Origin of the sequence: Neobacillus sp. (assembly GCF_031988165.1) — a bacterium.
GTDB classification, from domain to species: domain Bacteria; phylum Bacillota; class Bacilli; order Bacillales; family Cytobacillaceae; genus Neobacillus; species Neobacillus rhizosphaerae.
Genome location: NZ_DALZYO010000009.1, coordinates 47,686 through 62,483 on the forward strand (window position 1 = coordinate 47,686; position 14,798 = coordinate 62,483).

At 40.3% G+C, this 14,798-nt stretch carries 12 protein-coding genes and 1 riboswitch; of the genes, 5 read left to right on the forward strand and 7 right to left on the reverse strand.

Annotated elements, in window-relative coordinates; all coding sequences use genetic code 11:
* Positions 1 to 45 precede the first annotated feature (45 nt).
* From RTR43_RS06940 to RTR43_RS06950, 3 genes are all read left to right on the forward strand, one after another.
* The gene (locus RTR43_RS06940) at positions 46 to 888 is read left to right on the forward strand and encodes an SDR family NAD(P)-dependent oxidoreductase (RefSeq protein WP_312470656.1); all 843 of its coding nucleotides are present in this window, start codon (positions 46 to 48) and stop codon (positions 886 to 888) included.
* A gap of 136 nt (positions 889 to 1,024) precedes the next feature.
* Entirely contained in the window at positions 1,025 to 2,170 is a 1,146-nt protein-coding gene (locus tag RTR43_RS06945; protein ID WP_312470658.1) for an SMP-30/gluconolactonase/LRE family protein, read from the forward strand.
* Between the two features lie 748 nt (positions 2,171 to 2,918).
* Complete coding sequence (locus RTR43_RS06950) at positions 2,919 to 3,887, forward strand: GDP-mannose 4,6-dehydratase (protein ID WP_312470750.1); 969 nt, start codon at positions 2,919 to 2,921, stop codon at positions 3,885 to 3,887.
* Positions 3,888 to 4,072: 185 nt separating this feature from the next.
* On the opposite strand, the gene RTR43_RS06955 is transcribed toward RTR43_RS06950, so the two are convergent.
* The 3 genes from RTR43_RS06955 to RTR43_RS06965 form a co-directional block, all read right to left on the reverse strand.
* Positions 4,073 to 4,705: a queuosine precursor transporter gene (locus RTR43_RS06955; protein WP_312470661.1), complete on the reverse strand. Its 633-nt coding sequence runs from the start codon at positions 4,703 to 4,705 to the stop codon at positions 4,073 to 4,075.
* 16 nt (positions 4,706 to 4,721) lie between these two features.
* The gene (gene queF / locus RTR43_RS06960) at positions 4,722 to 5,222 is read right to left on the reverse strand and encodes a preQ(1) synthase (RefSeq protein WP_312470662.1); all 501 of its coding nucleotides are present in this window, start codon (positions 5,220 to 5,222) and stop codon (positions 4,722 to 4,724) included.
* Positions 5,223 to 5,352: 130 nt separating this feature from the next.
* A riboswitch (PreQ1 riboswitch) is annotated at positions 5,353 to 5,399 on the reverse strand.
* Between the two features lie 804 nt (positions 5,400 to 6,203).
* Complete coding sequence (locus RTR43_RS06965) at positions 6,204 to 6,791, reverse strand: NAD(P)H-dependent oxidoreductase (protein ID WP_312470663.1); 588 nt, start codon at positions 6,789 to 6,791, stop codon at positions 6,204 to 6,206.
* A gap of 120 nt (positions 6,792 to 6,911) precedes the next feature.
* Here RTR43_RS06965 and RTR43_RS06970 point away from each other — a divergent pair, with 120 nt between their 5' ends.
* Together RTR43_RS06970 and RTR43_RS06975 are read left to right on the forward strand one after the other, a co-directional pair.
* Positions 6,912 to 7,340, forward strand: a complete 429-nt coding sequence (locus RTR43_RS06970) for a MarR family winged helix-turn-helix transcriptional regulator (RefSeq protein WP_312470664.1) — start codon at positions 6,912 to 6,914, stop codon at positions 7,338 to 7,340.
* A 146-nt stretch (positions 7,341 to 7,486) separates the two neighbouring features.
* Complete coding sequence (locus RTR43_RS06975; RefSeq protein WP_312470665.1) at positions 7,487 to 8,374, forward strand: pentapeptide repeat-containing protein; 888 nt, start codon at positions 7,487 to 7,489, stop codon at positions 8,372 to 8,374.
* A 244-nt stretch (positions 8,375 to 8,618) separates the two neighbouring features.
* Here RTR43_RS06975 and cydC read toward each other — a convergent pair whose 3' ends face one another.
* Genes cydC through RTR43_RS06995 form a run of 4 tightly spaced genes read right to left on the reverse strand, consistent with a single transcriptional unit; the run spans position 8,619 to position 14,485 of the window.
* A complete protein-coding gene (gene cydC / locus RTR43_RS06980; RefSeq protein WP_312470666.1) occupies positions 8,619 to 10,349 on the reverse strand; it encodes a thiol reductant ABC exporter subunit CydC in 1,731 nt (576 codons plus the stop codon).
* A complete protein-coding gene (cydD, locus tag RTR43_RS06985) occupies positions 10,349 to 12,064 on the reverse strand; it encodes a thiol reductant ABC exporter subunit CydD (RefSeq protein WP_312470667.1) in 1,716 nt (571 codons plus the stop codon). Before cydD ends, cydC begins: the two co-directional genes overlap by 1 nt.
* Positions 12,064 to 13,077 (reverse strand): cytochrome d ubiquinol oxidase subunit II, encoded by a 1,014-nt coding sequence (cydB, locus tag RTR43_RS06990; RefSeq protein WP_248735004.1) that lies wholly within the window; start codon positions 13,075 to 13,077, stop codon positions 12,064 to 12,066. Before cydB ends, cydD begins: the two co-directional genes overlap by 1 nt.
* A gap of 1 nt (position 13,078) precedes the next feature.
* Entirely contained in the window at positions 13,079 to 14,485 is a 1,407-nt protein-coding gene (locus tag RTR43_RS06995; RefSeq protein ID WP_312470668.1) for a cytochrome ubiquinol oxidase subunit I, read from the reverse strand.
* Positions 14,486 to 14,798 lie beyond the last annotated feature (313 nt).

Genomic DNA, 14,798 nt, shown 5'->3' on the forward strand with positions numbered 1-14,798 from the left:
AATGTTTCTATATTATAACATAGTATCTAAAAGGAGAGTAGCACTATGACAATTCAAGGTAAATGGGCGCTCGTTACGGGAGCTTCTTCCGGTATTGGAGAGCAATTCGCAAGACAACTAGCCAAACAAGGCAGTCATTTGATACTCGTGGCCCGATCGAAGAGCAAGCTTGAAAGTCTGGCATCAGAGCTCAGAAAGATGCATGACATCAAAACCGAGGTTATCTCTATAGATCTTTCGAAAGAGGGTGCGCCCAGCGAGTTATATCAGCAATGTCGATTTTTGAAAGTGGATATCGAACTACTGGTCAACAACGCAGGCTTTGCTACACATGGTTTGTTTGAACAAGTGTCAGGTGAGCGTCAACATGAGGAAGTTATGCTCAATGTTGCCGCTGTTGTAGATATGACCCACTTGTTCTTGCCGGACATGTTGCGCAAAAGCTCTGGCGCAGTTATCAATGTGGCTTCAACCGCCGGGTTTCAGCCACTTCCATATATGGCCGTATATGGGGCGACGAAAGCTTTCGTCCTGTCGTTTACTCAAGCGTTATGGTGGGAAAACCGCAACCGCGGCATTAAATTCTTCGCACTTTGTCCAGGTTCGACGGACACCAGTTTCTTTAGTGTCGTAGGAGCGGAGGAAGCCTCCGTCGGAAAGAAAGACACACCGGAAAGAGTCGTAGAGGTTGCGCTTCGCGCGTTGAACGAAGGGAAACTGTACGTCGTACCAGGTGTGCAGAATTATCTCGGGGCGCAGTTATCAGGAATCATAACACGCAAGCAGGGTCTTCGGCTTGTTGGAAGCATGCTTCGTCCACGCGAAGGATCCGGCAATAACAAAAATCCGGGTAATCAATCTGATCTTGCAGGGAGGACAATTCGATGAAAGCTATACAATTGGCAAACGGCTTCGGCTACTTGAATTGGAGAAGCATTCGCGCTCTTGGCTGAAGGAAAGCAATATTTCGGTAAAATCGTTGTCCAAATCTAAAATCTCAATTATATGAAAAGGAGGCGCTCTAATGCCCACTAAAGCAAATGAAGGCGTAAATCGCCCGAAACGGTCACGACGTGCTAGGATATGCAGATTGGGGTTATCGCTGCTTGTGACGCTCCTTCTAGGAGTGATAGTTTTCTTACTTGTACCTTCACCGATCGAACCGGCAAAATGGTCCGTGCCGACGGCCTCATCCTTTCCAGAACCGGGCCCGTGGCAACAGAACAACAAACTCAGCTCGGCTCAGCTTGTTACTGATGCCCCTAAATCCCCGGAATTCATTACATTCGATAGGGAAGGCCAGCTATATACAGGAGATTCCAACGGGAAAATTTACAAAGTTCCTTTCGATACAAAGGGTAATCCGCAAAAGGCCCAAGTGTTTGCAGACACCAAAGGAACGCCCAATGGGCTTAAATTCGACGCCAATGGAAATTTGATCGTTACTGATATCAAGAGGGGACTGCTGTCTATAAACCCATCCGGGAGCATAGAGGTATTGGCCGATCAAGTTAACGGCAAGCCGATCTATTTAGCTAACGAGCTTGATATTGCCCAGGATGGCTCGATTTATTTTTCCGACACCTCGAACTATGGCCGCGTGACTTTCAGAGAAATTGCCGAGAACAAGCCGCATGGACGTTTGCTAAAGTACGATCCAATGACCAAGCAGACTACCGTCCTGTTAGAAGGTCTCTATTTTGCAAACGGGATTGCTTTGTCTAGTGAGGAGGATTTTGTGCTTGTGGCGGAATCGTATCATTATCAATTGACCAGGTACTGGCTGAAGGGTCCTAAGAAGGGTACATCTGATATTTTCGCAGACAATCTCGCAGGCTTTCCCGACAACATTACGCGCGACGAGCAAGGTCGTTTCTGGGTCGGTATCTTCACGACTCGCATTGCATTTGTAGATCAGATGCATCGTAACCCTTGGTTGGCTGGTACCATGGCGAAATTGCCGGAAACACTGCTTAGCGGCGCAAGCGCACCTGCGAAGCATGGACTTGTTGCTGAGTTCAGCCCACAGGGGCAGCTTATCGGAAGTTGGCACGATCCAGAAGGCTCACTCTATGGCATAACTACGGCTGTAAGTCATAACGGCAATTTATATATAGGAACGGCGCCTGGAGGTAGCCAGGGTGTTCATCGCGTTCCTTTAACAAAATAACGCTAGAATCCGGGAGGGTGCGAAATGAAACTGGATGATTGAGCAGTCCGGGCATGTAAACATTCCGGCACTGACCATCATGCCTGCAAGGCAAGCCCAGCGTTTCAAATAAAGCGATGTCAATTGAGCGTTCAATACCGTGTTCAGATACAACTCTTAAGTTTGGCAATTACGGGCTGTCAGCAAACCACTCGAGAGAGCACTCCACTGGCAGCGATGAGGTCAGAGGTTCGATCCCACTAGCCTTTGCGCAATTTGAAAAAAGTTTCTTAAATCGAAATAAAAGTTATAAAACACCTTTACCAAATGAGAAAAACTCCTATTGTAGAAGTTGTTGACCTTGTTTTACTCCCTTAAATAAACAAGTCTTCTACAAAGGAGTTTTCACTTTGAATAAAAAGGTATAGGACAAGAAAAGCTTATTTGCCAATGTTTATCCCTTCTTCCTTCAGCGGATTTTGATTGTCCCCTGATAGATTATGGAAAGAAGCTTTCCACATAAGCTCTATTAATAATATTTCGTAGCTACTCTGCTGAATCAATGGAGTTCGTATAGCAGGATAGCCAACATGGAGATAAAACTAAGAACGTACGGTTCAACCAACCATCAGTGGGGATGAAAAAAAACCAACTGATGGAAGTTTCAATTTATATCGCTTTGTCCGAACTTTCTTGTTTCTGATTACATATCATATTTCAACGATGGAAAGGTAAGGAGGGATAGAAGATTAATAACATTGCTGGTCGTATATTTGTAACCGGTTGTGCGGGCTTCATTGGATTTCATCTTTCTCAGCGTTTATTAGAGGAAGGCATCCAAGTGCTAGGCATTGATAATATTAATGATTATTATGACACGAGCTTAAAATTAGATAGGTTAGGTATTTTAAAGAGGCATCAGCATTTTAGTTTCGTAAGAGGATCTCTAGAAAACCTTGAGTTATTGGAAAGTCTCTTTGAACAAAATGATATCGACATTGTCGTTAATTTAGCAGCTCAACCAGGTGTAAGATACAGTTTTAAGAATCCCCAATCGTATATTCAATCCAATCTTGTTGGCTTTGCCAATATTTTAGAATGCTGTAAAAAACAGCCAATCAAACACCTCATTTACGCCTCATCGAGTTCAGTCTATGGAAATAATAAAAAAGCCCCATCTTCTGTTAGTGACCGTGTTGATCAGCCGATTAGTTTATATGCCGCTACTAAAAAAGCCAATGAATTAATGGCTTATACGTATAGTCATATATATAAACTACCCACAACCGGATTGAGATTTTTTACTGTTTACGGCCCTTGGGGCAGACCTGATATGGCCGCGATAAAATTTTCGAATGCCATTATTAACCATCAGCCAATTGAGGTATATAACTACGGAAATATGAAAAGGGACTTTACTTATATTGATGATGTAATAGAATCCGTCTTTCGTTTAATAAAAAAAGGACCACCTTCTGAAGCAGTTTCGTTTCATAAAATCTATAACATAGGTAATCATCAACCTGTTGATTTAAATAATTTTATCCAATTGCTAGAAAAACATCTAGATACAAAAGCGGTGTTGAAATTACTACCATTACAGCCTGGCGAGGTTTTGGAAACCTATGCAGATATCGAAGAATTAGCAAACGATATTAACTATACACCAACGACGACGATCGAAGAGGGAATCACCAAGTTTACCAAGTGGTTTAAAGCGTACAAAAAGCTTCCGTAAACATCCTTTAATCGGTAATTTCGATTGGGACAACCTTATTCATAAAAAAATCCCTTAAGAATATTGTTCATTCTCAAGGGATTTTTTGGTCTCTTTTATCCTGATACCGGCTAAATTTTCCTCATCAAATTGATAAAAACAATCTTCTAAAATCTAGGGAGTTTCGTCTTCCAAATGAACTTTATTTAAGCTTCTTTTTGTACTGAAACAACTGTTTCCTGTCTTTTTATTAAGTTGACGAGTAAATAGACAATCGGAGTAGTCGCCATTGATGCAAAAAATTTAAAGACATATTGAGTTAGAATTAAGCTGACCAGAACAGCCATTGGCATCGTACCATAGAAAGCAATCGTAATGAAAATGGTGGTGTCTATCAATTGGCTCAGCATGGTGGAAGCATTATTACGTAACCATAGCTTTTTTTGCCCATGGATGGTTTTTAATTTATTGAACACAAAAACATCCAAATTTTGACTTATCGCGTATGAAGTTAAACTAGCAATAATAACCCGAAAACTCCCGTTTAAAATGGTCTGGAACGACTCCTGATCATTAAATATCGGTGCTGCAGGCAAGTGTATCGTAATGGTGATGAAAAGAAGGGCAAGAATTTGCATAATCAATCCGGCTTTTACAGTTCTCTGTGCTTCTTTTTTCCCATAAACCTCAACGATTACATCTATAATGGGAAAAGTAAAGATATAAATTACCACGGCAGCAGGAAGTATAATCCCATTTCCGATGCTAAAAAGCTTAACTGCCACAATGTTTGCTAATATTAAAAGTCCAACAAATATGCCATTTAAATATAAAATCATTGCTTTATTCCTTCCTTTATCGATTATCCACTTTTTCAGGATAGAGGTCATGATTCATCAAACGAAAATGGGCCATCTCTTCATACTTCGTTCCAGGTTTCCCATAATTGCACCATGGATCAATCGAAATTCCTCCACGTGGTGTGAATTTCCCCCAAACCTCAACATACCTTGGATCGAGTAATTTAATTAAATCGTTCATGATAATATTGACGCAATCCTCATGGAAATCTCCATGGTTTCTGAAACTGAAAAGATAAAGCTTCAGTGATTTGCTCTCGACAATTTTTTGATCAGGGACGTACGAGATGTACATCGTTGCAAAATCAGGTTGATGCGTCAGTGGGCATAAACTAGTGAACTCCGGACAATTAAACTTCACGAAATAATCACGATCCGAGTGAAGATTATCTACGGCCTCCAATACCTCGGGTGCATAATCGAAAGAATATTGTGTATGTTGATTCCCCAATAACGTCAAATCCTTTAATCCCTCTTCATGGCTTCTTCCAGACATAAAAAAACCCCCTTCTAAAATGTATCCCAACACTTTTTAAAAGAGAGATCTGCTCCACCATTCTATATTGCAACTATAAGGATTAAAACATAAAAAAGCCACGTCCGGTATGGACATGGCATATTGTCATGTATCCATAGTTTTTTATAGAGGGTATCAGCTATGAACCTCTCCCGTTCAAGTACGGGTATCTCATCCTCATATGATATAGAATACCTAGCAAAACGTCAAATGGAAATAAATATAATTTACATGCATATTTTATTTCGCCAAAACATGAATGGAGTTTTCAGGTCACTTTCCCATGGAGGAAACTGTCTTATAGAACAGCTCTATTGGACACTATCAACCAGGGGCACCGGGAAACTGGCTTATAGAACCGCTCTATTGGACAATTTCTCCCAGGTCCACGGGGGAACTGGCTTATAGAACCGCTCTATTGGACAATTTCTCCCAGGACCACGGGGAAACTGGCTAATAGAACAGCTCTATTGGACACTATCAACCAGGGACACCGGGAAACTGTCTTATAGAACAGCTCTATTGGACACTATCAACCAGGGACACCGGGAAACTGGCTTATAGAACCGCTCTATTGGACAATATCTCCCAGTCATACCGGGAAACTGGCTTATAGAACCGCTCTATTGGACAATATCTCCCAGGGCCACGGGGGAACTGGCTTATAGAACCGCTCTATTGGACAATATCTCCCAGGACCACGGGGAAACTGGCTTATAGAACAACTCTATTGGACAATATCTCCCAGTCATACCGGGAAACTGGCTTATAGAACCACTCTATTGGACAATATCAACCAGGGACACCGGGAAACTGACTTATAGAACAACTCTATTGGACACTATCTCCCAGTCATACCGGGAAACTGGCTTATAGAACAGCTCTAAAAGACAGTTCACCGTATTATATGAAAATCAGGTTTCTCTACTAATTAATCATTTAAAAAGAACACTAATTTTTTTAACGATCTACTTTTTTAAAATATCGATAAATCTTTTCTAGTTTTTTTGTTTGTTTTCCCTTGGGACTTTCCATATTACCAAACTCAAAGAATTTCACTTTTTTGATGCCTACAAAATGAAATAAGGCTTTTTTCATCAATATTTTATGCGCATTATTTAACCAGAGAAGTGGATAGTTTGTAGGTCCCTTCATGGTGGACACACATACAACTGATTTTCCTTTCAATTGTCCCTCTGGTAGAAGTCCCTTCTTATCCTTGTAAGCAAAATTTGCTGCAAATAATTGATCAATGTATCCCATCAGCATCGCTGGAGGTCTTCCCCACCAAATGGGATAGACAAAGACAATCTTGTCAGCCCAAGTAATCTGCTCTCTATATTTTTCAAGGTGAGGATCACGATACATATCACGTCTTCGTTTCTGTTCATTAAACACTAGAAGTGGATTAAAGCCCTCTTCATACAAATCTAACACCTGTAATTCCTCTATGTTAGGATTTTCATTACTTCCTTTAATGACCTTTTGTAAAAATGCGTAACTTAAACTATTGTGATTAGGGTGCGTGTAAATAATTAGGATTTTCATAACCTACCTCTTTTACTTATCATTTGATAACAAAATCATAACATCCAGAATTTTTAGTTGTCAAATGATAATTGTAATATGATAACAATTTTGTTATCTTCTCAGTAAGAGGTGAAAGAAATGGACAAAGAAGCTCTATTTTTAAAATGTGTGTCCTTTACAACTTCAGTTCATCGTGTAACACATGAATTAACAAAAAATGCAAAATCAGACGACGTCACACCTGTTCAATATAATATGCTTGAGTATATAACTGTTAGTCAGCCTGTTACTCTCAGTGAAATTAGTGATTGCCAGCATATGTCTATGCCAAATACGAGTCGTGAGTTGAAAAAACTGAGTGAAAAAAAGCTAATTGAAAAGATAAGTGATACTGAAGATCGACGGAAACAATACATTCGTCTCACTAAAGATGGAGAAACCATGATGAACGAATCCTTTGCCTGTGTAGAATCTCGTTTCCTGCAGCGAATACAAAATGCTACGAACGATGATTTAGCGGATATTGACCATGCTCTAGATATTCTTCAGACAAAACTATTTTATTAATAGCAATGAAATAACAGGAAAAGAACCCTTTCAATAAGAAAGGGCCATTCTATTAAGTTTACATTAATCATTTTTACCTACTGTGAAATTCAAAAAAACCTATTAAACTAGACATATGTAATACTGAAGCAAAGGAAGTGCCCATATTGGTTGAGAATCATAACTATCCAAACCCAAAACGCGACAATAGCGGCAACAGTCTGCATGCTGATTGTGAAAACTGCTTCGGCTTGTGTTGTGTTGCGCTACCCTTCGCAGCTTCGGCAGATTTTGCCATTGATAAAGACACTGGCAAGCCTTGCCCCAATCTGCAAGCGGACTTCCGTTGCAGCATTCACAAAAGCCTCAGAAAACAGGGCTTTAAAGGGTGTACTGTTTTCGATTGCTTCGGCGCAGGGCAAAAGGTTTCCCAAGTCACTTTCGAAGGAGCCGACTGGCGTGGAGGTCAAGAAACGGCGAAAAAAATGTTCGATGTGTTCCCTATTATGCATCAACTTCATGAGATGCTCTGGTATTTGACCGAAGCTTTGACGTTGAAAGCGGCTCGTCCGATTCATAGAGAGCTTATCATCATGCTCGACGAGACGGAACGACTTACTCAACTTAGTCCCGATTCACTCATGGAACTAAATGTTCCATCACACCGGGCAAATGTAAACACTCTGCTGCTAAGGACCAGTGAACTTGTGCGGACCGAGTCACTTCTCCAGTATAAGAATTCAAAAAAAAGTGAAAAAAGCGACCATCAAAGGGCTGATCTTATGGGTGCAAACCTTAGAGGTGCTGATCTCAGAGGAGCCAACTTAAGAGGAGCATACCTTATTGCTGCTGACCTCCGAAACGCTGACTTGAGAGGAGCTGACCTGATTGGAGTTGATTTTCGAGACGCCGACCTTAGAGGAGCTGATCTCACCGGGAGTATCTTTCTCACTCAAGTTCAGATTAACTCGGCGAAGGGCGATGCACACACAAAATTACCACACTGGCTATCTCACCCAACACACTGGTCTGCTTTTGAGCATAAAAACAAATAATATAACTTTCATTTATTCTAATCTATCTTATGCCTTAAAAAATGTTTACCGTTACAAATGATACGGTTCTCCAAAACGGTTGTAACGCCGAAATAGTATAGATAATATTAAAATGAAATTTACCTTTAATACGATTAAAAAACAACGTTAAAAAGGAATGGCTACTTCCATTCCTTTTTCTGATCTATTTCCTACGAATCATTATTGAATTCTTTGTTCTTTTTGCTTCATAAGGAGCTTCTCCCTATGCCCCCGGATGGTCCAATGCGTAGAGACGTCGGTATCTTTCTTCGTTTTTTAATAAATGTTGGTGGCTGCCAGTCATTGTTATTTTTCCTTGGTCGATGAACAGGATTCGATCCATCTTCTCCATCCCTGCCAGATGGTGGGTTACCCAAATAATCGTTTTCCCTTCTAGCGTATCAAAAATTGTGCTTAACAATTTATTTTCTGTAATGGGGTCAAGGCCGACAGTCGGTTCATCCATTATTACCACGGGTGTCTGCTGCAAAAGAATTCGGGCAAGGGCAATCCTTTGCCGTTCTCCTCCTGAAAAGCGCTGTCCTGTTTCGTGCATGTTTGTGTCATAACCGTTTGGTAATCCGTTAATCATTTGATGCAACTGAACCTTCTCTGCGACCTCATATACCTCTTCATCTGTTGCTTGCGGATTTCCAAGCCGGATGTTATTCAAAACAGATGTATGGAATAAATAGGCTTTTTGATTTAATACCGACAGCATTTTGGGTATCGACACAAGCACATCGTTGGGCTTTCTTCCATTTAAAAGGACTTCACCGCCGGTTGGTTCAAGGGATCCTTGGATTAATTTCAATAAAGTTGATTTGCCGGCACCGCTTGGTCCAAGAATCGCAATTTTCTCCCCTTGGGCCACCTTTAAGCTAAAATCGTTTATCAATAGTGGTCCCGACGAATAGTGGAAACAAACATGATTTAATTCAATCGATATTTCCGAAAAATTAGTTGCATCATTATTGTCTTCTTCACTCCACTTTGGTAAATCTTTAGATTCCATGCTTTCAAGGCGCTTGATCGAATCTTGATAGGTTGATACTTCACTAACCGCAGTGGCAATCGGTAAAAAGGATTCCAATAACGACAACGAGACAAGACCAACTGCTGCAATAAAGGTTGCCGGGATTTCCCCGTTTAGTGTCATCCCATTGGCCCAATAGATTGATACCACCACAATTGCGCCAAGCACAATTTGATTAAGCAGATCCCGCCAATTTACATATGAATGGATTTTTGTTTCAAGCTGTTGCAATTGGTGCTGCTGGTCTTCATAACGCTGAATAAAATCTTTATATCTCCCGCTAAAGAGCCAGTCGTTCATGCCAAACACAGCATCCGTAAACTGCTGATAAAGGCGGTTCCTTCCCTGCTTTACCTTTTCATTATTCTCCCTCATATAAATAAAGGAAAGGATAGGTCCTACAAAGATTAGTAATCCAATTAAGGCAGCTAACAGAATAGCAAATGGAATGGAGAAAAGACCGGCACAAAAAATGATTACTGTGTAAACAACGAGTGAAACAATCGATGGGAACAAGGTTTTCAAGTAAAAGTTCTGTAAGTTTTCAATATCATCGGCGAGAACACCAAGGATATCTCCTGTTAAAAAACGCGACCTTAGTAACACTGCTTGAGGCTCGAGCACTTTATATAGACGGACACGCATGTTGGAAAGAATTTTTAAAACGAACTGATGGCCTGTCAGCCTTTCGATATAGCTTAATACTGACCGGCCAATTCCAAAGGTGCGAACGCCAACAATCGGTACATAAACCATTAAAATCGATTCCGGCCGTGTTGAAGCTTTTGAAATTAAGTAACCGGAAGTAAACATTAAGCCTCCACCAAAAAGAATGGTGAGTCCTCCGAGAAAAATGGCCAGCATAAACAAACCGCGGTATTGCTTTAAATAGGGGATAATCCATTTTTCCTTATCCATCAGAACCCCTCCCATTGCGACTTGACCAGCTGACTATAAAATCCTTGTTGTTCTATTAATTGTTCATGTGTCCCTGTTTCAACCAACTTCCCGTGATCTAAAACCAATATTTGATCCATATCCATCATCCAATGCAGACGATGGGTAGCAAAGAAAACTAATTTCCCTTCAAACAATTGCAACATGGTTTCTTTTAATTCATATTCTGTTTCAATATCCAAATGGGCGGTAGGTTCATCTAACAAAAGAATCGAACGGTTTCCTAAAAATGCCCGTGCAATGGCCATTCGCTGCTCCTGTCCTCCGCTTAACATTCGTCCGCCTTCCCCAACTATCGTATTCAACCCATCCGGCAATGTTTGAATAACCTCCGTCAATCCTGCTGCAGATACAGCGGCTTTAACTTCCTCTTCCGTTGCATGAGGGTGATAAAAACGAATATTGTTAAAAACGGTATCGGAATAAAGATATGGGTGCTGCGGGATATAGGTCACCTGCTTTTGCCAGTTTTTTTGCAAGAGGTTTTTGAATCCTTTACCATCAATCAGAAATTCACCTTCCGTAGCAACTAAAAATCCACTTAATAGATCGATTAATGTAGATTTGCCGGCACCACTTGCGCCAATGATCCCCACTTTTTTCGTTCCTGATATGGAAAAATCAATATGCTCTAACCCATTATCGTTTTGATCATCAAACCGTAAACTCATATCCTTTACAGTGAAAACACTAGTTGGTTGCCATGCTGGAATGGGGTCTTGTCCTAGTTCAGTCATTTCCTTTTGCAGAATTTCCTGCATCTTTTTACCCGCTTCTTTTCCATCAAGTGTCGCATGGTAATCAGCTCCAACTTCCCGAATTGGTAAAAAATATTCCGGTGCCAAGATGAGGATGGTTAAGGCTGGTTTCAGATCCATAGTCCCATTAATTAAACCGATTCCCAGAAATACAGCCACCGTTGCGATAGAAAGCATGGTGAAGAAATCGAGTGCAAATGTGGACAAAAAAGCAATCCGCAATGTAGACATCACGGCTTTTCGGTATCGTTCACTTACGAAATGTATTTTTTCAATATGTTCTCGGCTGAGGCCTAAATACTTAAGCGTCTCTAATCCTCTTAAAGAGTCAACAAAATGGTTGGATAGCATTTGATAAGATTCATACTGACGATTTGCTTTTTCTCTTGCTGCCACCCCAAGAAGAATCATGAAAACAACCAAGATTGGAAGGGCAATGATTAAAATAACCGCGGAACGGATATTTTCAAAAAAGATGAAAAGGCAAACCATAGCCGGAATAACGGCGGTATTCATTAATTTCGGTAAAAAAAGCTCCAAATAGCGCCGAAATTTCATGGTACCTTCCATCATTAAGGTTACGGTCTGGCCGGATCCTTCCGCTGAGACAAACCGCGGACCAAGTTGAAATATCTTTTCCAAAACTAATTCCCTTAAATGAACACTCGTGTTGACTGCAAAACGATAGGAAATCTTTTTTTTCAAAAATGTAAGTACTTGGCGAATAATGAGAGCTAAAAAGAAAAAGGCCAATTCTTTCATGACATGACGAAACAAATCTCCCCCAAAAAGGGAGGAGATTGAATCTGCCAAAAAATAGGCCTGAGTGATAATCATGATACCTTGAAGGATGGTTAATAATGCCAAACTTCCAAGGACCTGCTTTATTCCCGTGTATGAGAACAATGACTTATCCATTAGTACGTTAAATGCTCCTTATCTGTAACTCGTTTTCTAAAGACATAATAACTCCAGATCGTATATCCTAAGACAAACGGTAAAATTGTTAGGGCCACAATGGTCATTATTTTCAAGGAGTATGCTCCACTTGAAGCATTATAAACCGTTAAATCAAAAGCTTTATTTATCGAACTAATCATCACCCTTGGGAAAAGCCCCACGAAAATCGCTGAAACCGTCAACCCTAAGCCAAGACCAGACATCGTAAAGGCTAAACCTTCCCGTTTTTTGGAGATAAAGGTATAGGACATCACATAGGCAAGGACAATTAAAACGACAATGATCAGTTCTGGTATAAGACGAACTTCAAAAATATCAGTCATGGACCAAGATAATCCAACAAAGACGACGAGTGCCCCCAGAACCGCTAGGACTACTTTCTTCGCTAAGGCGGCTGACCGTTCTCGGAGTTCCCCTTCCGTTTTCAACGTCAAGAAGTTTAATCCATGTAAAAGGCATAACAATGTAACAGTTAAACCTCCCCATAGCGAGTATACATTAATGAAATCAGTGAATCCAGCTGTCATATTCATGTCTTTATGGATTGGCATTCCTTTAAGCATACTTGTAAATAAAACACCTAGTAAAAACGGAGGCAACAAGCTGCCAGAAAAGAGCGCCCAATCCCAGACATTTGTCCAGCGACTGCTGGGAACCTTGCTGCGGAATTCAAAGGAAACACCGCGGGCAATTAAAGCAAGTAATACAACTAATAATGGAAGATAGTATCCGCTGAACATAGTTGCATACCAATTTGGGAAAGCAGCAAAAATCGCACCACCGGCAGTTAAGAGCCAAACTTCATTCGCATCCCAAACAGGCCCAATGGCATTGATCATGATCGATCGCTCAGTCTGAGTGCGAGCCAAAAACCTTGTTGACATACCGACACCAAAATCAAAACCTTCAAGAAAGAAGAAACCAATAAATAAAACGGCGATTAAGACAAACCATAATTCACTTAATTCCATCCTAAGCACCTACCTTATCAAACGGATCAATTGTTTTATTTGGGGTAATTCCTAGCTGGTCTGCAGGACCCTTTTTGATTTCTCGAATCATTAAATAAACCATGACAATAGCTAGAACTGTAAAAATTAACACATACAGGATGATTGAAAATAAAACGCTGCCCCCGGAAACATTTGGTGAGACCGCATTGGCAGTGGTCATCAAGCCAAAAACACTCCAAGGCTGGCGGCCTACTTCCGTCATGATCCAACCAAACGTATTGGCCAGGAACGGAAAGGAAATCGCCGGAAGTAAAAACTTCAAAAACAACTTGCTGTTTTCAAGTCTTCCTTTCTTCCATAGGTATAATCCAATCATAGATAATAAGATCATTCCTACACCGAAACCAATCATTAACCGGAAGCTCCAATAAGTTGTTTTTACCGGAGGAATGTAATTTGTCCCTTTACCTACTTTGTCATCATATTTCGCTGCATACTCTTTTTGAAGTGTCTCCATTCCTTTTAAGCTGCCCTCAAATTTGGAATAAGATAGAAAGCTAAGGGCGTAAGGAATGTTAAGTTCAAACTTGTTTTCCTTTTTAGCTGAGTCAATGATCGCAAGAGCTGACCAAGGTGCCGGGTCTGCTGTATCTTGCCAGATGCCCTCTGCAGCCGCCATTTTCATTGGTTGTGTTTTTACTAGATATTGAGCTTGGCTGTGGCCGGTTAATGCAGTACCAATGCTACCAATCAATCCAATGATTAAAGCAATATTCATTGATTTTTTATAGAACTCCATATTGCGTTTCTTTAACAAATTATAGGCGCTAATTCCTGCTGTAAAGAAAGCTCCTGTACATAAGGCGCCTGCCAAAACATGAGGAAATTCAACCCACAGTTGGCCATTTGTGATAAGTGCAAAAAAGTCATTCATCTCTGCCCGTCCATTTTTGATTGCATAGCCGACAGGAACCTGCATAAAGGAATTGGCCGTTAAGATCCAAAATCCTGAAAGAATGGTTCCGATCGATACAAGCCAAATACATGCTAAATGCATTTTTTTAGAGAGACGATCCCAGCCGAAAATCCACAATCCGATAAAGGTTGACTCCATAAAGAAAGCTAGCAGTGCTTCAATTGCAAGTGGGGCACCAAAAACGTCTCCTACAAATCTCGAATAATCAGACCAGTTCATACCAAATTGGAATTCTTGAATAATACCTGTTACAACCCCGACGGCAAAGTTAATCAAAAACAAGTGACCCCAAAATTTTGCCATTTTCTTGTAGGTCTCATTTTTCTTCGTAACATACAAAGTCTCCATTAAAGCGACCATAAACACCAGACCGATTGTAAGTGGAACAAAGAAAAAGTGGTAAACTGTGGTCACACCAAACTGAAGTCTCGCTAAAAAGACTTGATCCATACTCATTTCCTCCCTAAGCATTTTTCATGATTTTTCTGTTTAAATTATGTTCATTACTTCACAAAGATGAGAGTAGTTATTGCGAATTCTAATTAAAAGATTGCTAAAAAAGCCAGATTATTAAAATAAATATTAAATTAAAATTATTATCGTTTTAAAATTAATATTTACATAAGTATAATATCAAACATTTATGAATTAATTCGTCGGTTTTTTGACGAACTTATGACACTTTTCTGAACCGTAGAGAGTATGTGCCAAATAAAGCCCTATTATGAAAGGTTTTATGGCAATTCCATCTTGTTTTTATGCA